This is a genomic window from Asaia bogorensis NBRC 16594 (genome assembly GCF_001547995.1).
Taxonomy (GTDB): Bacteria; Pseudomonadota; Alphaproteobacteria; order Acetobacterales; family Acetobacteraceae; genus Asaia; species Asaia bogorensis.
On the sequence record NZ_AP014690.1, the window covers coordinates 3,072,501 to 3,088,879 of the forward strand.

The 16,379-nt window shown below is 60.6% G+C and carries 19 protein-coding genes (1 of these 19 only partly in view); 3 read left to right on the forward strand and 16 right to left on the reverse strand.

All coding sequences use genetic code 11. The features are described 5' to 3' along the window. Positions 1 to 409, reverse strand: partial view of a DUF192 domain-containing protein gene (locus Asbog_RS13480; protein WP_083510891.1) — the 5' portion only. It extends 119 nt beyond the left edge of the window; the window shows 409 of its 528 coding nt (coding positions 1-409); its start codon is at positions 407 to 409; its stop codon lies beyond the left edge, outside the window. Between the two features lie 18 nt (positions 410 to 427). Next, positions 428 to 1,102 (reverse strand): MBL fold metallo-hydrolase, encoded by a 675-nt coding sequence (locus Asbog_RS13485; protein WP_062165510.1) that lies wholly within the window; start codon positions 1,100 to 1,102, stop codon positions 428 to 430. Positions 1,103 to 1,334: 232 nt separating this feature from the next. Between Asbog_RS13485 and Asbog_RS13490 the strand changes: the two genes are divergently transcribed. Together Asbog_RS13490 and Asbog_RS13495 are read left to right on the forward strand one after the other, a co-directional pair. Then, positions 1,335 to 1,685: a RidA family protein gene (locus Asbog_RS13490; protein WP_023978846.1), complete on the forward strand. Its 351-nt coding sequence runs from the start codon at positions 1,335 to 1,337 to the stop codon at positions 1,683 to 1,685. 149 nt (positions 1,686 to 1,834) lie between these two features. Next, positions 1,835 to 2,611 (forward strand): CHAP domain-containing protein, encoded by a 777-nt coding sequence (locus tag Asbog_RS13495; RefSeq protein ID WP_371861686.1) that lies wholly within the window; start codon positions 1,835 to 1,837, stop codon positions 2,609 to 2,611. A gap of 124 nt (positions 2,612 to 2,735) precedes the next feature. Here Asbog_RS13495 and Asbog_RS13500 read toward each other — a convergent pair whose 3' ends face one another. From Asbog_RS13500 to Asbog_RS13550, 10 genes are all read right to left on the reverse strand, one after another. Further along, positions 2,736 to 3,191, reverse strand: a complete 456-nt coding sequence (locus Asbog_RS13500) for a 23S rRNA (pseudouridine(1915)-N(3))-methyltransferase RlmH (protein ID WP_171840743.1) — start codon at positions 3,189 to 3,191, stop codon at positions 2,736 to 2,738. 9 nt (positions 3,192 to 3,200) lie between these two features. Then, on the reverse strand, positions 3,201 to 3,656 hold the full coding sequence (gene rsfS / locus Asbog_RS13505) for a ribosome silencing factor (protein ID WP_062165513.1): 456 nt from the start codon (positions 3,654 to 3,656) through the stop codon (positions 3,201 to 3,203). A 128-nt stretch (positions 3,657 to 3,784) separates the two neighbouring features. Beyond that, entirely contained in the window at positions 3,785 to 4,441 is a 657-nt protein-coding gene (locus Asbog_RS13510) for a nicotinate-nucleotide adenylyltransferase (protein ID WP_062165514.1), read from the reverse strand. Further along, entirely contained in the window at positions 4,407 to 5,663 is a 1,257-nt protein-coding gene (locus tag Asbog_RS13515) for a glutamate-5-semialdehyde dehydrogenase (RefSeq protein WP_062165515.1), read from the reverse strand. Before Asbog_RS13515 ends, Asbog_RS13510 begins: the two co-directional genes overlap by 35 nt. 77 nt (positions 5,664 to 5,740) lie before the next feature. Beyond that, on the reverse strand, positions 5,741 to 6,895 hold the full coding sequence (locus Asbog_RS13520) for a glycerate kinase (protein WP_062165516.1): 1,155 nt from the start codon (positions 6,893 to 6,895) through the stop codon (positions 5,741 to 5,743). 79 nt (positions 6,896 to 6,974) lie between these two features. Next, positions 6,975 to 8,069, reverse strand: coding sequence for a redox-regulated ATPase YchF (gene ychF, locus Asbog_RS13525; RefSeq protein ID WP_062165517.1), 1,095 nt, complete (start codon positions 8,067 to 8,069; stop codon positions 6,975 to 6,977). Next, on the reverse strand, positions 8,069 to 8,647 hold the full coding sequence (pth, locus tag Asbog_RS13530; RefSeq protein ID WP_062165518.1) for an aminoacyl-tRNA hydrolase: 579 nt from the start codon (positions 8,645 to 8,647) through the stop codon (positions 8,069 to 8,071). Before pth ends, ychF begins: the two co-directional genes overlap by 1 nt. 20 nt (positions 8,648 to 8,667) lie before the next feature. Next, the gene (locus Asbog_RS13535; RefSeq protein ID WP_023978855.1) at positions 8,668 to 9,306 is read right to left on the reverse strand and encodes a 50S ribosomal protein L25/general stress protein Ctc; all 639 of its coding nucleotides are present in this window, start codon (positions 9,304 to 9,306) and stop codon (positions 8,668 to 8,670) included. Positions 9,307 to 9,689: 383 nt separating this feature from the next. After that, the gene (locus Asbog_RS13545; protein ID WP_062165520.1) at positions 9,690 to 10,274 is read right to left on the reverse strand and encodes a histidine phosphatase family protein; all 585 of its coding nucleotides are present in this window, start codon (positions 10,272 to 10,274) and stop codon (positions 9,690 to 9,692) included. Between the two features lie 12 nt (positions 10,275 to 10,286). Further along, complete coding sequence (locus Asbog_RS13550; RefSeq protein WP_023978857.1) at positions 10,287 to 11,219, reverse strand: ribose-phosphate pyrophosphokinase; 933 nt, start codon at positions 11,217 to 11,219, stop codon at positions 10,287 to 10,289. Positions 11,220 to 11,628: 409 nt separating this feature from the next. On the opposite strand from Asbog_RS13550, the gene Asbog_RS13555 reads away from it, so the two are divergent. Next, complete coding sequence (locus Asbog_RS13555) at positions 11,629 to 12,651, forward strand: glycosyltransferase family 61 protein (protein ID WP_083510892.1); 1,023 nt, start codon at positions 11,629 to 11,631, stop codon at positions 12,649 to 12,651. Positions 12,652 to 12,687: 36 nt separating this feature from the next. Here Asbog_RS13555 and Asbog_RS13560 read toward each other — a convergent pair whose 3' ends face one another. From Asbog_RS13560 to rfaD, 4 genes are read right to left on the reverse strand one after another with little or no spacing between them, the layout of a single operon-like run. Then, the gene (locus Asbog_RS13560) at positions 12,688 to 13,668 is read right to left on the reverse strand and encodes a hypothetical protein (RefSeq protein WP_231944721.1); all 981 of its coding nucleotides are present in this window, start codon (positions 13,666 to 13,668) and stop codon (positions 12,688 to 12,690) included. After that, positions 13,668 to 14,474: a peptidoglycan editing factor PgeF gene (pgeF, locus tag Asbog_RS13565; protein ID WP_062165522.1), complete on the reverse strand. Its 807-nt coding sequence runs from the start codon at positions 14,472 to 14,474 to the stop codon at positions 13,668 to 13,670. Before pgeF ends, Asbog_RS13560 begins: the two co-directional genes overlap by 1 nt. Beyond that, positions 14,467 to 15,300: a prolipoprotein diacylglyceryl transferase gene (gene lgt / locus Asbog_RS13570; protein WP_083510893.1), complete on the reverse strand. Its 834-nt coding sequence runs from the start codon at positions 15,298 to 15,300 to the stop codon at positions 14,467 to 14,469. Before lgt ends, pgeF begins: the two co-directional genes overlap by 8 nt. A gap of 8 nt (positions 15,301 to 15,308) precedes the next feature. Then, entirely contained in the window at positions 15,309 to 16,289 is a 981-nt protein-coding gene (gene rfaD / locus Asbog_RS13575) for an ADP-glyceromanno-heptose 6-epimerase (RefSeq protein ID WP_062166050.1), read from the reverse strand. Positions 16,290 to 16,379: the final 90 nt, after the last annotated feature.

Below are 16,379 nucleotides of genomic sequence, written 5' to 3' on the forward strand. Positions count from 1 at the left end.
GACGTTCGCTGAAGGGAACGGTCTTTTCGGCTATAGCCTGGATACGGCCGTCCGTCCCGATAAAGACGATATCGAGCGACGGTGCCGTATCGCGCATCCACATGGCAGCTGCCTCGGGGGGGCTGAACAGGAAGAGCATTCCTGTATTTTCCGCGATACTCTGACGCGATGATTCCCCGGCTTCCTTCTGCTTTTCTGTTCGGGCGACCTCAACAGTGAAATCATGGCGGCCGCTATGGCGGTCGATGATTGTCAGAAGCTCCTTATCCAGAGGCTTTTCAGCACCAGCCTGTGCTTCATGCTGATTGTCCCCCGCGAATGCATCGGACAAGGTCGGTGCGCCAGCCAGTGCCGTGGCAGCAAGGACCAGACCGGTCAGAAGCGCACGGCCCCGCAAATTCCTGTTCATGTCTGCGCTCCCGGTTGTTCAGGCGAGGTAAGGATTATTCTGCCGCTCTTCGCCAATCATCGTTGGCAACCCATGCCCTGGCAGAACAATGAAATCGTCAGGCAGGGAGAGCAATGTGCGCTTGATCCCTGCAATCAGACTCTCATGGTCGCCATAAGCGAAATCCGACCGACCAACAACACCACGGAACAACGTATCGCCCACAATGGCCAATTTGTCGGCGCGACTTATATAGATGACATGACCGGGCGTATGGCCCGGACAATGTGCGACTGCAAACCTGCCCGCCGGAAGGTCGATTACCTCGCCCTCCTCGACAAACCGGTCGGGATGAGCGTTTTGCAGGTCATACAACCCGAAGGCCCGGGCCTGATCCTCCACCGTTTCGAGCAGAAAGGCATCGCGCCGGTCAGGACCGATCATTGCAACCGGGGCTGATTGACGTTTTTCAAGGCCCGCACGCAGCGCATCAGCCCCACCAACATGGTCGAAATGCCCGTGCGTCAGCAGAATGGCATCGACAGTCATGCCTTCAAGCAGCTGCAGAAGCTCAGGCGCGTCACCTCCCGGATCGATAACAACTGCGCGGCCCGTATCGGGATCTTCGAGCACGGTACAGTTCTGACGCAGTGGCGTTACCTTGACGGTGCGGGCACGCAAATCCGGCTCTTCCTCTTCTTGATCGTGACGCATTCCGGAAGAATAGGCAGCCTGAGAGGCAGGAACATCCCGGAAGCGTTGCTGTGCAGACCATGATGCGCAAAGGCTTCATGGCCGCGATACCGCGCAGGGACCATTCGTTCAAGCAATCATATAACGTGCATAGCGCGGGGCAGGATTGACCGGACCCTCTGGCCGCATCAGAGTCCGCCCAGTCCGGCGCAGCGTAACCTGCCCGGAATTACGAGGTTATCAGGAGACGATCATGAGCCGAATCATTCGCACAGAGCCTAATCCCGTCATGTCCAAAGCCGTCGAATATCACGGCTTCGTTTTCACGCAGGGCGTCGTGGCCCGTAATCTCGATGCCGATTTCGATGCCCAGACTGCCGATGTGCTCGAACAGCTGGATGTCTTGCTGGAGCAGCATGGCACGGACAACACCCGCATTCTGCAGGCACAGATCTGGCTGAAGGACATCAGCGATCGCGATGCACTCAACAAGCAGTGGACGGCCTGGCTGCCTAAGGATTCAGCCCCGGCGCGGGCCTGCGTTCAGGCGATTCTGGCCGATCCGCGTATGCTCGTGGAAATCATGCTGATCACAACAAAGTAAGGCTTATTGAATTTTCCCCGGGTCGACACATTTTATCTCGGGGAAAGTTCATAAAATCGCCATGACTCCCCCTTACATGGGTTGCCAATCCAAGGTGAACACAGTTACCTAGATGCAACACACAACGGGCGGATATCGAATCAATGAACGTGGGACAGAAAAGTTGCCTCAGACTTCTCCGCAGGCCGTTTTTTTCGTCCCTGACCGCTCTATCCCTTCTGGTTGGGTCGGCGGTTCTGGCCCCAAAAGCTGAAGCGCGCCAGAAGGCTGGTCACAAGGCTGTTATGCAGTCCGCGCATAGCGCCCGACACACCTCAGCGCGTCACGTCGCACTTCGCCAGACACGCTTCACGACGCGGCGCCACCATTCCGGTGGTCACGTTATCCAGTGTGTTGCCTATGCCAAAGCCGCTTCCGATGTTGTGTTGAGCGGTAATGCCCGTGACTGGTGGGATAACTCTCGCGGCGTTTATGCCCGTGGCTCTGCCCCCGAACCCGGCTCGGTGCTGAATTTCCGTGCTATCCGCCGTATGCCCTATGGCCACGTGGCGGTCGTCCGTGCTGTAGAAGACAACCGCACGATTGTGATCGACCAGTCTCACTGGGCGCAGAACGGTGTTGCCAAGAATGTGCGCGTCATCGATGTTTCTCCCAATAACGACTGGTCTGCTGTGCGCGTAGCGCTCAACAGCAACTCCGGTACCTACGGCAGCATCTACCCGACCTACGGGTTCATCTATGGTCGCCCGGATGACGGGGTGATGATGGCTAATAATACGCCTGCGCCTGCTCATCGTTCCACACGTTCGCATAACGTGACGACGGCAAGCTTCGCGGCTCTGCAACATCCGATGAACTCGACCGAAGTGGCAGAGGCCCCGGAAGATGCTTTCAGCGTGGAAGGCCCCAGCCGCAATCTGCGCTGATCAAGCCTGATCATCTGATTTCCGCCAGGGCGGCCCGGAAACGGGTCGCCTTTTTTTATGGCCTGTCGCCCGCCTTGCAATCGTCACTCGGGACGAAGCGCCTGAGCCTATTGGCAGACGGGATTCAGGGGCGCGCTGAACGGTGATAAGGATGGCCCGCGCTGATCGCGCGCGCGCGGTAGATCTGCTCTGCCAGAAGCAATCGCACAATCATGTGGGGCCAGGTCATACGCCCGAAGGAGATACGGGCATCGGCCCGCTCAATAACGCTGGCCTCAAGCCCTTCAGCCCCGCCGATGACGAAGGAAACCTGCTTGCCGGTTGCAAGCCACGAATCGAGCATGGTGGAGAATTGCTGGGAATCAGGTGAACTTCCCCCCTCATCCAGCGCAATCACGATCGTACCTTCGGGACAAGCCGCCAGAATCGCCGCCGCGTCCTTGCGACGGATTTCCAGGGCACTGCCACGCGATTCGCCAATCTCGATCAGATCGACCCTGGGGCGGGTACGCTCGACATAACGGTCGAACAATTCCCGCTCCGGCCCTCTCTTGAGGCGACCGACCGCCACAATCCTGATCATGCGTAATCAGAGATCCGTCGTGTCGGCTTCGTCACTGGCAGTATCGTCGAGGTCCTTGCCCCACATACGCTCGAGCGCATAGAGCGCGCGGCTCTCAGGCTTGAACAGATGCACAACGATGTCTCCGGTATCGAGTAGAACCCAATCGGTACCGTTCGCACCTTCGATGGTGATGCGCTTGATGCCGATCTCGTTCAGCTTGTCTTCAATATGCGTGGCCATGGCGGCGATCTGCCTGTCGGCAATACCTGTAGCAACCACCATATGGTCAGCAAAGCTGGCACGCCCCCGCAGGTCGAGCGTCACGATATCCTCGGCCTTGTCTTCGTCAAGGCTTGCCGTGATGAGTGCCAGCGCCTTTTCAACCAGTTCCGGCTCAGCACCGGTGCGCGGTGCAGCGCCGCGGGTCTTGCGCGGGCCTGCAGCGGCGGCCTTCTTGCGCGGCGTGCCGGCGGTCTTCATGGTGGCAGTGGCCTCGCCCGTGGCGGGCTGGGTCTTGGTCTCACCAGCGGACGCGCGGGTGCGACGGGCTGGGGTGGGCGTCTCGTCGGACGGTTTTCTGGCGATGGCTCGACACTCCGGTCAATACATTAGAGAGAGAGCGAGGCGGGATAATTGCCGGAATCCCTCAACGCTGTCGCTGATATACCGTTTTGCGGCGCCGGAAGAAAAGCCCAGACACCACCTTTAGAGCGCGACATGATCGGCCCGCGCCGCGGAGGCACGCGCATATGGCTTAACGCATGGGTGGCCTGGCCTGACAGCGCCGTGCGATTGCTGCCCGGTCTTGGCACAACCGCCATGGGTACATGCAGGGCAAGATCGCGCCAGCGACGCCATCGTGTGAGCGTCGCCAGACTGTCCGCTCCCATCAACCAGACGAAGCGCGCCCTTGGAAAACGCAGCCGCAGCAGCGCAATCGTCTCAACAGTATAACGCTTGTTCAGCCGCGCCTCGATATCGGTGGCGATGATATGCCGCCCGTCAGCCAGGGCACGGGCCGAATCGAGGCGATTTTCAAACGGCGCCATGCCCCGCCTTGGCTTGAGCGGATTGCCCGGCGAAACCATGAGCCAGACCTGATCAAGCCGCAGATGCGTCAGGGCATAGCGTGCGAGTTGAAGATGACCCGCATGGGCCGGATTGAACGACCCACCCAGCAGCCCAATCGACACCGCACGATTATCGCCATATTTTGGAATTTCCACCACGTCAGGGGCGGGTCTGCCCGGTGCCTCGGACCTCATAACGGAAGGTCGTAAGCTGTTCGAGGCCGACGGGGCCACGGGCATGGATCTTGCCTGTGGCAATACCGATCTCGGCCCCGAATCCGAATTCTCCGCCATCGCAGAACTGGGTCGAGGCGTTCCACATCACCACAGCGCTATCCGTCCCATTCAGGAAGCGTTCGGCGACCTCTGCATTTTCAGTGATGATCGCTTCCGTATGACCGCTGCCATAACGCGCGATATGGGCGAGTGCCGAATCGACATTCTCGACGACCGCCACGGAGAGACGCGCATCGAGCCATTCCGTCGCAAAGTCATCCGACGTGGCGGGTTCAAGATCATGCACGATATGACGCGCTCTCTCGTCACCCAGAATGGCGCAGCCCAGCGCATGCAGATCCTGCACCAGCGCAGGCAACAGGGCCTCGGCAATTGCGTGGTCGATCAGCAGGGTTTCGGTCGCACCGCAAATACCGGTACGCCGCATCTTGGCATTGGCGAGAATCTCTCGCGCCATCGCGAAGTCGGCATCCTTGTGGATATAGGTGTGACACAGCCCATCGGCATGAGCGAGAACCGGTACGCGGGCCTCGCGCTGCACCCGCTCGACAAGCGATTTGCCACCGCGTGGAATGATCATGTCGATTTCACCGGCGGCTGTCAGCATGGCGGCGACATGTGCCCGATCAGCATCGGGGACGATCTGCACGCAGTCACGCGGCAGACCCGCCTTTTCCAGTCCTTCCTGGATGCAGGACTGGATGCATCGCGCCGAATGAAGGCTCTCGGAGCCGCCACGCAAGATGACGGCATTGCCGGATTTGATGCACAGGCCCGCAGCGTCAGCCCCCACATTGGGGCGGCTTTCATAGATCATGCCAATGACACCAAGCGGAGTCGCCACACGGCGGATGTTCAAGCCGTTGGGACGTGTCCAGTCACACAGCACCCTGCCCACCGGATCCGGCAAAAGCGCAATCGATTCGAGGCCCTTTGCCATGGACTCGATCCGTGCAGGCGTCAGCGTCAGCCGGTCGATGAAGGCAGCACTCGCCTTGGAGGAGGCGACATCGCGTGCATTGGCCACAAGAATATCAGGCGCATGCTCACGCAGTGACGCTGCGGCGGCACGCAAGGCCTCGTTGCGCTGGCTTTCCGGGGCAATGGCGAGAAGGCGGGCCGCTGCGCGCGCTGGTCCGGTCAGGGCCTTGAAATCGGACACGGTCGTAGCAGCTTCCATCATTCATTCTCCTGTCTGCCTTGTGGCATCTGGCCCGGCCGAACCCGAAAACGGCCCAAAGGGCGATCAGCTATGTATCATGCCTGCGCTGCTTGAAAAGATCGGCCCAGGGCAAGGGTCGCGGCAACGTTGCGCGCGCAGCGCCTCAACGCATGCTCTGCCTCGCCGAATGCCTCTTCCAGCGTGCAGGGGCGCTCAAGACAGCTGAAAACGGCGTCGAAGCCTGTTGCAAGCAGATCTTCATGCCCGGCACCCAGTGTACCCGCGAAGGCTATCAACGGTTTGCCTGCCTTTTTCGCCAGCGTGGCGATTGCCTGAGGTGCCTTGCCCTGCGCGGTCTGGCGATCCAGCCGCCCCTCACCGGTGATGACCAGATCCATCTGGCTCACGAGCGCCTCCAGACCCAGAAGCCCCGCCACCGACTCAGCACCCGGAACGAGGGTCGCCCCGCACAGCCCGACCAGCCCCAGAGCCGCACCACCCGCGGCGCCCATACCTTCCACCGCCGTCAGATCACGCCTGCAGCGCAGTTCCACCAGACTGGCAAGGCGCGCCAGTGAGGCCTCCAGAAGCGGGATCATGGCGGGTGTTGCCCCCTTCTGAGGCCCGAATACGGCAACCGCGCCGGTCTCTCCCAACAAAGGAGCCGTCACATCGCACAAAATCTCGATACGACACTCTGCCAGCCGGGGATCGAGCCGGTCGTCATCCAGAGAGAACACCGCCCCAAGCGGCCCTCCTCCGTGAGGAATTTCCTGGCCGTGCAGATCGCGCAGCGAAACACCAAGCGCCTGCAAAAGACCCGCCCCACCGTCGCAGGTTGCACTGCCGCCAAGCGCGAGGACCAGATGCCTGCACCCCATATCAAGGGCTGCGCTTATGAGTTCCCCCACGCCATAGGTGGTGGTGAAAAGGGGTGAGCGCGATTCGAGCGGGGTTTGGGCCAGACCGGCGGCCTCGGCCAGTTCGATCAGTGCTGTCCGGCCATGATCGAGAACAGCGAAACGCGCCGATACAGGCACACCGAGCGGGCCGCACACATCGCGGGTTTCAAGTCGGCCGCCCAGTGTGCGGGCCATGATGGCGGCAGTTCCCTCGCCGCCATCCGCCATAGGAAAGGCGTGATAGCGGGCATCCGGGTAGATTTCCCTGAAACCGCCGATAATCGCCTGAACCACGGCCTCTGCCGTCAGGCTCTCCTTGAAGGAGTCACAGGCAACGAGAATGTCCATCAGCGCCTCCGGTAAGACGCCCTATCATTGCCTCAGGATCAGGCCGGTCAAGCCCTGATCCTGTCAAACCCGGATACTGTCAGACGTTGAAGCGGAACAGCAGAACGTCACCATCCTGCACGACATATTCCTTGCCTTCGATACGCAGCTTGCCCGCTTCCTTGGCACCGGACTCGCCGCCACACGCAATGTAATCGTCATAGGCCACTGTCTCGCAGGCAATGAAGCCACGCTCGAAGTCGTTATGAATAACCGCAGCCGCCTGAGGGGCCTTTGTGCCCTTGGTGATGGTCCAGGCGCGCGTCTCTTTCGGACCGACCGTGAAATAGGTGCTCAGACCCAGCAGGCCGTAGCCGGCGGCAATCACACGATCGAGACCGGAATTGCTCAGCCCCAGCCCTTCGAGGAACTCGGCGCGCTCTTCCTGCGGCAGCTGGCTGACTTCCGCTTCGATCGCCGCAGACACCACCACCACGGCAGCGCCTTCGGCCTCTGCGCGCTTGCGCACGGCTTCGGAATGGCTGTTGCCGGTCGAAGCAGAGCCTTCCTCCACGTTGCAGACATAGAGCACCGGCTTGGTGGTCATGAGCTGCAGACGGCGAGCGGTTTCTTCCTCACCCTTGGGTACGGCCGTACGGGCGGGCTTGCCCTCGCGCAGAGCGGCCATGATGGGATCCATGATGGCGAGCTGCTGCTGCGCCTCACGATCATTGCCGCGGGCGCGCTTCTGCAAGGCCGTCTGACGCTTTTCGAGCGAGTCCAGATCGGCCAGCATCAGCTCGGTCTCGATGATCTCGGCATCGCGCACCGGGTCCACGCCGCCTTCGACATGGGTGATGTCGTCATCCTCGAAGCAGCGCAGGACGTGGATGATGGCATCCACCTCACGGATATTGGCAAGGAACTGGTTGCCCAGACCCTCACCACGAGACGCGCCGCGCACGAGTCCGGCGATATCGACGAATTCGAGGCTGGTCGGCAGGATCTTCTGCGACTTGCCGATACGCGCAAGGTTGTCGAGGCGCGAATCAGGCACGGCGACGCGGCCCACATTCGGCTCAATGGTGCAGAAGGGATAATTTGCTGCCTGAGCTGCCGCCGTTTCGGTCAGCGCGTTGAACAGGGTGGATTTGCCCACATTGGGAAGCCCCACGATGCCACAATTGAAGCCCATCAGCGTTTCTCCCCGCACAGCATGGCGATTTTTGTCATTGTCGCTTCCGGTTCTCCCTTGGCCAGCAGGGGCGACGCCGCAGCCACGGCGTCGAGAAGCGTTTCGAGTTCTGTCTGTTCGGCCTTGGCGAAATCGCCCAGCACATGGCCTGTCACACGGTCCTTGTGACCGGGATGCCCGATGCCGAGACGCACGCGCTGATAATTCTGGTCACCCAGCATACGATCCATGGAGCGCAGGCCATTATGGCCTGCCGCACCGCCACCGCGCTTGACCCTCACCTTGCAGAACGCAAGATCGAGCTCGTCATGTAACGCCGTGATATCGGAAACCGGAATCTTGAAGAACCGCGCAGCCTGCTGCACGCTCTCGCCGGACAGATTCATGTAAGTCATGGGCTTGAGCAGAAGAACCTTCTGTCCCTCGATGCTGCCCTCGGCCGTCTCTCCCTTGAAGCGCGAGCGCCAGGGAGAAAACCGGTAGTATTCGGCAATACGCTCGACAGCCATGAAGCCAATATTGTGGCGCTGTCTGCGCATGCCGGGCTCGGGGTTACCGAGCCCGGTCCAGAGTAGCATTGCGGCCACCCTGAGCGGTCTTACTTCTTCTTCGCAGGAGCGGCGGCTTCAGCAGCGGCCTTCGCAGCGGCTTCAGCTTCCATCTCGGCATCGACCGTCGGCGGCGCGATGGTGGCGATAACGAAGTTCGGCAGCTGCAGAACCGGCGTCACGTTCTCGGTGCCGGTCAGGTCGTCCCAACGCACGTTGTCGTGGATGTCGAGCGCGCTCAGATCAACCGTGAAGCTGGACGGGATGTTGTCCACATCAGCCATGACGTCCACCGTGTGACGGACCAGGTTCAGCACGCCACCGCGCTTGATGCCAGGAGCCTTGTCTTCACCGGTCACGTGGATGGCGACGGTCACGTGGACCTTCTCGCCAGCAGCCAGACGCTGGAAATCGACATGGATCGGCGCATCGGTCACGGGGTGCAGCTGAACTTCACGCAGAAGGGCGCGCACGGTGCCACCTTCGAGCGGCAGTTCATACAGGCGCGAGCGCCAGCCACCACGGACCATTTCCTTGTGGATGATGCGCGGATCGATCTGGATCAGCGAGGCTTCCTGCTTGCCACCATACACAACACCCGGCACCAGACCGGCACGTCTCGTTGCGCGCGCTGCCCCCTTACCAGCCTTCGCGCGCGTAGAGACTTCGAGGGACGTCATATTTGTCACGGTATTCTCCCAAATTCATTGCACTCATGGCCTCCAGGGGTGCCTGAGTGATGGGGCGCCTTACCGGAATTGGGGGGGTAAAGCAATGTTCTTCGGGATTCGGCGGGCGATTTACCCGGATGATGGGGGCTTCTCAGGGCTCTGCCCTGAAACCCGCAAAGGAGCGCAGCCCCTTTTGATCCCGATTCAAAAAGGCGGGGATGAAAGGGTCTTGTCCCTTGCCGGGGCACGGAGCAGCGCCCCGCTTCCCATACTGGTTGCGCCGCCTCAGGCCTCCGCTCTGAAACCCGCGAAGGAGCAGAGCCCCTGCGATCCCAAGCATTCAAAGCCGGGATGAAAGGGACTTGTCCCTTTCCGGGCTGCGGGGCAGCGCCCCGCATCGCTCACTCGTAGGCGGTGAGCACCCAGCCATTATCTGTCGGGTCGCAGTAGAGCGGCACGGCATTGGCGAGGCGGACATTGATAGGCAGGCTCATGGCGGCGCGCAGGGCGCGGAACAGGGCCCCATGCGCGACAATCAAAGGGATACCGCCCTGTTCGAGCGCATGATTGACTGCCCCCGCAGCACGGGTCTTGAGGCCCTCGAATGTCTCGCAGCCTTCTGGCGTAAACTCGCCGGCAATCCACGGATCGTACCAGTCGCCCATAGGCTCACCCTCCATCACACCGAAGCAGACCTCTTCAAGGTCACGATCCGTGCTGAGCGGTAGGGTGACGCCACTTGATGCTGTGATGGCCTGCTGGGCGGCCATCGCCGTGTCATGGGCGCGCGTGAGCGGAGAAGACACGATCTGGCTGATAGGCGCTGCACCATCGCGCCAATACTGCGAGAGAGACGCGCCAGCCTTGACGGCCTGTTCGCGACCCGTGGCATTCAGTGGGATGTCCGTGCGGCCCTGGGAGAGGTTTTGGGCGTTCCAGTCGGTCTGACCGTGACGCAGATACCAGAAGGGGCGACGAAGCAGCATGAAAACCAGTCCTTAATCGAAGAGCGAGGAGACAGAGCTTTCATCTGCCACAGCACTCATGGCACGCGCCAGCAGATTGGCGGTGCTGATCTGCCTGATATTGGGTGAGGCTTCCATGGCCTCGGTCGCCGGAATACTGTCGGTCAGGGTGAGCATCCGGATGGGTGATGCCGTGATGCGCTCCACGGCCTGACCGGTCAGGACGCCGTGGGTGACATAAGCCTCTACCCCGGCAGCACCGTGATTGATGAGGGCCTGGGCTGCATTGCACAGCGAACCGCCGCTATCGACGATGTCATCAACCAGAATACAGTAGCGACCGCTGACATCACCGATCACGTTCATGACTTCCGAAACACCCGCGCGCTCACGCCGCTTGTCGATAATGGCGAGATCCGTGTTCAGGCGCTGCGCCAGCTGACGCGCACGCACCACACCGCCCACATCGGGGGAGACAATCATCAGGTCTTCATTGGGATGGCGCGCATTGATGTCGCGCTTGAAGAGCGGGGCCGCGTAGAGGTTATCGACCGGGATATCGAAGAAACCCTGTATCTGCATGGCGTGCAGATCCATGGTCAGGATACGGTTGGCGCCAGCCTCGACCAGCAGATTGGCAACCAGTTTGGCGCTGATAGGGGTGCGCGGCCCCGATTTTCGATCCTGCCTTGCATAGCCGAAATAGGGCATGACAGCCGTGACACGACGGGCCGACCCGCGACGCAGGGCGTCGAGCATGATCAGCAATTCCATCAGATTGTCATTGGTGGGTGAGCAGGTGCTCTGGATCACGAACACGTCTTCACCGCGCACGTTTTCCTGGATTTCGACAAAGACCTCAGCATCGGCAAAGCGTCGTACAGACACCTTGCACAGCGGGAGACGCAATTCCTGAGCAACGGCACGCGCCAGTGGCAGGTTACTGTTACAGGCGACGATCTTCATCGGGAAACGACTCCGGTCCGGGGCGGCAGCAAACGCGGCCTTCTAACAACGCCGGGCCATGCTGTCATTAACTCATGGGTGCCCGCTCCGGTCGATAGAGCGTTTTTTACAGAGCTGTGACCGACGCCACTCATGTTCTGGGTATCAACCCGCTATGCGGGTTTCGTTCCTTGCCGCCGTGATACGATCTAAGGCCATCCCGGCTCCCAAACACATTCGCTACATTTATAGAAAACATGCGAATATATTTTGATTAATTCCGATGATTTACCCAATAAATATTGATTTTTGTGAATAATAACATATCAATACTCATGAAACTTGATCGCGATTTCATCTTCAAATCCAATTCCAGGAAAATTTTCGGACCGCATGTGAACTCGCGACCAAACGCTGATCACTCTCACCAATGAGCCGGATCGACATCCCGAAAGCCTGCCCCAACACTTTTGGCAGGACGCATATCATTCAGACCAGGCCATTGCTGGCGCATCATGACGCTGCTCTTCTGCGCCACAATTCACTCTACACCCCGGCAGGCGTCCTGATTACTGACTCGACTTATTGTTCGGGCGTCAATGTTCAGGGCAGTTTCGAACTCCAGATCCACGCCCCCCAAATCATCGCGATTGAAACAGAACGGGATAGTTACGAGCGCGGCGAGGCATTCCACGATTGCTTCTGGATTGGCTATTTCCACGACCATTTCGGCCACTTTCTCACCAGCACCCTCGCGCGTCTATGGGCTCTCGATGCTCATGGCTCACGTGCACAATGGTATATCGCCCCGACCTACACGCACTCTCGCGACCATGAGGGCTTCATCCTGCCTATACTGAATAGCCTGGGCATCGATCATTCACGCATCATCGCACCTCCGGAAAACACCTTGATTCGTGGGGTCAGGATTGCCGAACCGGCCTTCGTGGAGAATGCGCATTGCTACCGTGAGTGGGGTCGCTTCATGCAAGCAATCGGCCAATCGTTTCTCAATCGGCACCAGAGGCATTCCGCATCACGCCCCGTCTTTCTTGCACGCAGCAAGGCATCGGCCACGACAAGACGTTATGATGGCGAGCACGAGCTGAGCGTGTTCCTCGCCAGCCTTGGCATCGAGATTGTCCATCCGCAGGAACTGCCTTTTGCAGAGCAGCTTGATCTATGGGCGTCTCACAGCATCTTTGTCGGATTTTCCGGATCGGCGTTCATGAATGCCGCGTTCTTTCAGGGAAAGACAGTCATCATCCTGAACCACGATGGCTATATTTTCGGCACACAGCGCATGATCGATACAATAGGTGGCCATCATGCTGTCTATCTCGATGTCAGTGCCTTCCTGAGTGTCACTGACAATGAGCACCACCATTATCTCATCCGCGAACCCGCACGGCTTGCTGTCGAGATTGTACAAGCCTGCCGCCGAGCCGTCTGAACACAGACGGCGCGCGTTGTCAGTCTCCGGGAAATCTCACGACTTTTCTGACGGCGGGCTGGCGCCGGCTGGCCCTCTTGGCGCCACAGGGGTCTTGTCAGCCCCACTCTGGTCAGGCGAGAGCGGCTGGTGATTGCGGCCTGAGTAATTTGTGATGATCTGATGCACGGCACCTGACGCCTCTGCGGCTACGACCATTGCGACATCACCCCATGCGCCATCAAGGGAATGGGCGTCGATATCGTGAAGCTGCGTGGCTGCGCCGGCTTCCTTGCCATCTGCCGCCACGGTGCGCCAGACGATCTCGATATGCTGGAGCGGGTGCCCAGTATTACCGGCAGGGCCGTCGCTCAGGGTCACGATGCACTCCACACTGTAATCAGCGGCCTTGGCATCACGCTCCAGCTTGTCATGCTGGTCGGGAAAGCTGGCAACGAAGGCGCGGGCGAGTGCCACATTGCCATCGCCCGGAGCACCATGCACGCCCTTGAAGAACACCTTGGCCGGGCGGCGCTTGAGGCTATGCGGGTCAGCCTGCATCATCGAGGCCTGAATGCCCGTCAGCACATTGGCAATTTGTGGCGCAGAACCGGCAGCAAGGGCTGAGAGTTGATCAGCCTGTCCCTGGGCCCAGACCGAGGCCGCGACCGGAGCCGCGTCCCAATGCCCCTGAGCCTCGCCATTGGGCATCATGATTTCGTAGTGCGGCGTGACCTGATCACCCTGCATGGTTGCCGACAGCCTGAGCCACCAGTCACCCGGCTTAGCAGGCTGCGCCACAGCCGGAAGCGACTGGTCAACCAGTTGCGCCGCGACGTCCTTCGCCCAGAGGGCCGAGGCATTATTGTCCAGCAGTGACGCGGCAGGGGTGGGTACAGCCAGTCTCGGCGGTGGGGTAGTTAGGGCCAGACGGCGCCCTTCCGGCCCCGGATCACCGAAGGGATGCGGCATATCGACGCACCCGGCAAGCAGGGCCAGTGCTCCACACAGCCCGGAGAAACGTATAATCCGACCCATCATGCGACTGCCCCTGCCCTGATGGCCGAAATCTGATGTCCGATTGCACCGCCCCCCGCCAGCGTGCGGCGGCGGTGGCTGAAAAAGCGCAGCGCATCGTGCCGGGTGTCGAGCCCGATCATGGAAATATGGCGCAGCCCCGCCCGCCTGAGGCGATACAGACAGTATCCCGGCAGGTCGAACAGGTAGTGCCCTGCGCGGGGTGCCTCGACGAAAAAGCGCTCGGCACAGGGTGCGACAAGCGAAGAGCCATCCAGCACCTCCGTACGCATGTCGGCCCCAACCTCGTATCCCGCCTGGCGGATACAGGGCCCGACACAGGCAATGACATCCCCTGCGCCAAGAGCCTGCATTGCGTCCAATGTGGCCTCCAGCACGCCGCCTACTGCACCGCGCCAGCCTGCATGGGCGGCTCCCACAACGCTGCCATCAGCACTGGCAAACAGTACCGGTCCGCAATCGGCCGTGATGACACCCAGTGCGAGATCGTGACGATTGCTCACCAGGGCATCGGCTTTGGGGCCCTTTCCTGTGGGCCAGACCGGCGTATCGTGCGTAAGAACCACGACATCGGGGGAATGGGTCTGGGTCAGACCGAGCAGGGACGACGCCTCAACCCCCAGATATCCTGCCACACGCCCGCGATTGACCGCGACATTCGCCGCGAGATCGGCAGAAGCGAGCGAACAGTTGAGTGTGTCATAGGGCGCTGGTGACACACCCCCACGGCGCGTGAAAAAGCCGTGGCGGACATGCGACAGCGATGGCGCTGGCAAGACCCAGCCGCGCGGTGCCTGATCAGCCATAAGCCTTCTCTCCCTCAAGGGTATGGGGATGGCGCATACCGAATGCCATCAGCCAGAGCCCGGCGAGCGCCATGGGGATGCAGAGCACCTGCCCCATGGTCACACCAAAAGGCAGAAACCCGATGAAGGAGTCGGGTTCGCGAAACAGTTCGCAGAAGCTGCGGGCCAGCGCGTAGCCAAACAGGAACAGACCCGAGAGGAAACCATAGCGCACGCGCGTCCAGGGACGGCTTACCGCGGCAAGCATGACGCAAAGCAGGACAAGACCTTCCATAAGGGCCTCGTAAAGCTGCGAAGGATGCCGTGCGATGGGGCCACCTGTCGGAAATACCATTGCCCAGGGCAGCCAGTCCGGCGCCGCACGGCCCCAGAGTTCACCATTGACGAAATTGGCGCAGCGCCCCAGCCCAAGCCCAAGCGGTACGATCACCGTGATACGGTCGGAAAAGGACAGGAAGCTCAGCCCGTTGCGCCACGTGAACCACGCCAGCGCCAGAATGACTCCCAGCGCACCCCCATGAAACGACATGCCGCCCTGCCAGACCTGAAGGATCGACAGGGGATGCGTCAGATAGAAACCGGGTTTGTAGAACAGGATGTAACCCAGACGCCCGCCCAGCACGACGCCAAGCATGGCCCAGAAGGCAAAATCATCAACCTGCTCACGGGTGGCAGCGCGTGGCGCCAGCCCGCAGAGCCGGATAGCGATCTTCCAGCCAATCAGGATCGACAGGATATAGGCCAGCGCATACCAGTGCACGGCCAGCGGCCCAAGACGGAAGGCAATCGGGTCGAATTGCGGCAGGATGATCGGATGGGCGGACATGGGGTTCTTTACAGATAGGGGTCGGGCGTCGCGAGATAGTCGCGCACGTAGTGGGTAATTCCCGCCTCAAGCGTCGTGAATGGGCGGTCATACCCGGCAGCACGCAGGCGCGACATGTCGGCGCAGGTATAGGATTGATACTGCCCCTGCAGGGCCTCGGGCATATCAATGAACTCGATGCGCCGCGGCACACCAGCCGCATCGCACACTGCATTGGCAAGGTCGACATAGCTGCGCGCCGTGCCGGTGCCACAGTTGAACAGGCCGCTGACATCGGGGTGATCATACAGCCACAGCATCACATCGATCAGATCGCCCACCCAGATGAAGTCGCGCGATTGCGCGCCGTCAGCCAGATCGGGACGGTCGGAGCGGAACAGCCGGGCCGGCGCACCGCGCATCACCTCGTCATACTTCACCTTCACCACCGAGATCATGGATCCCTTGTGATATTCATTGGGTCCATAGACGTTGAAGAATTTCAGACCGGCCCACTGGCGCGGCATCACGCCACCCGAGGCCTGCCGGGCCAGAAGATGCTGGTCAAACACATGCTTGGACCAGCCATACAAATTCATGGGCCGCAGCGTCCCGAGCAATTCGGGCGCATCGGAAAAAAGTTCCGGCCGGTCGGCTGCGCCATAGGTGGCAGCAGATGACGCATAGAAGAACGGCACATCGCGCGAGGCGCACCAGTCGAGCAGCGTTTCGGACAGGGTGATATTGGTCTGCCAGACCAGATCGCCATCGCGTGCCGTAGTGCTGCTGATGGCGCCCATATGAAACACGGCCTTTATGCCAGTCGTGTTGATCAGGAAGGCATCGAGCTCCTCCGGGCTGATCAGCAGGTCCGGGGCATGTTTGGCAAGATTGCGCCACTTCCCCTGATCACGAAGGCGGTCCACGACCGCGACAGCCTCACCCCGCGCCTTGAGCGCTGCGACCAGGCACGAGCCAATAAATCCGGCGCCGCCGGTGACGATCATCATGGAACCTGTATAAGACGCCGCAACGCAACCTCCAAGCCACACCAGCCGGAGAAAAGCGCGGCCCTGGCATCCTGATCCTCCATGCCGCGT

Bases quoted from the DNA above. Each gene is read 5' to 3' on its own strand.
- Asbog_RS13485 (WP_062165510.1), bottom strand. From the start codon at position 1,102: ATGCGTCACGATCAAGAAGAGGAAGAGCCGGATTTGCGTGCCCGCACC.
- Asbog_RS13490 (WP_023978846.1), top strand. From the start codon at position 1,335: ATGAGCCGAATCATTCGCACAGAGCCTAATCCCGTCATGTCCAAAGCC.
- rsfS (WP_062165513.1), bottom strand. From the start codon at position 3,656: ATGAAGACCGCCGGCACGCCGCGCAAGAAGGCCGCCGCTGCAGGCCCG.
- Asbog_RS13510 (WP_062165514.1), bottom strand. From the start codon at position 4,441: ATGAGGTCCGAGGCACCGGGCAGACCCGCCCCTGACGTGGTGGAAATT.
- Asbog_RS13515 (WP_062165515.1), bottom strand. From the start codon at position 5,663: ATGGAAGCTGCTACGACCGTGTCCGATTTCAAGGCCCTGACCGGACCA.
- Asbog_RS13520 (WP_062165516.1), bottom strand. From the start codon at position 6,895: ATGGACATTCTCGTTGCCTGTGACTCCTTCAAGGAGAGCCTGACGGCA.
- ychF (WP_062165517.1), bottom strand. From the start codon at position 8,069: ATGGGCTTCAATTGTGGCATCGTGGGGCTTCCCAATGTGGGCAAATCC.
- pth (WP_062165518.1), bottom strand. From the start codon at position 8,647: ATGCTACTCTGGACCGGGCTCGGTAACCCCGAGCCCGGCATGCGCAGA.
- Asbog_RS13545 (WP_062165520.1), bottom strand. From the start codon at position 10,274: ATGCTGCTTCGTCGCCCCTTCTGGTATCTGCGTCACGGTCAGACCGAC.
- Asbog_RS13550 (WP_023978857.1), bottom strand. From the start codon at position 11,219: ATGAAGATCGTCGCCTGTAACAGTAACCTGCCACTGGCGCGTGCCGTT.
- Asbog_RS13555 (WP_083510892.1), top strand. From the start codon at position 11,629: ATGAGCCGGATCGACATCCCGAAAGCCTGCCCCAACACTTTTGGCAGG.
- Asbog_RS13560 (WP_231944721.1), bottom strand. From the start codon at position 13,668: ATGGGTCGGATTATACGTTTCTCCGGGCTGTGTGGAGCACTGGCCCTG.
- pgeF (WP_062165522.1), bottom strand. From the start codon at position 14,474: ATGGCTGATCAGGCACCGCGCGGCTGGGTCTTGCCAGCGCCATCGCTG.
- lgt (WP_083510893.1), bottom strand. From the start codon at position 15,300: ATGTCCGCCCATCCGATCATCCTGCCGCAATTCGACCCGATTGCCTTC.
- rfaD (WP_062166050.1), bottom strand. From the start codon at position 16,289: ATGATGATCGTCACCGGCGGCGCCGGATTTATTGGCTCGTGCCTGGTC.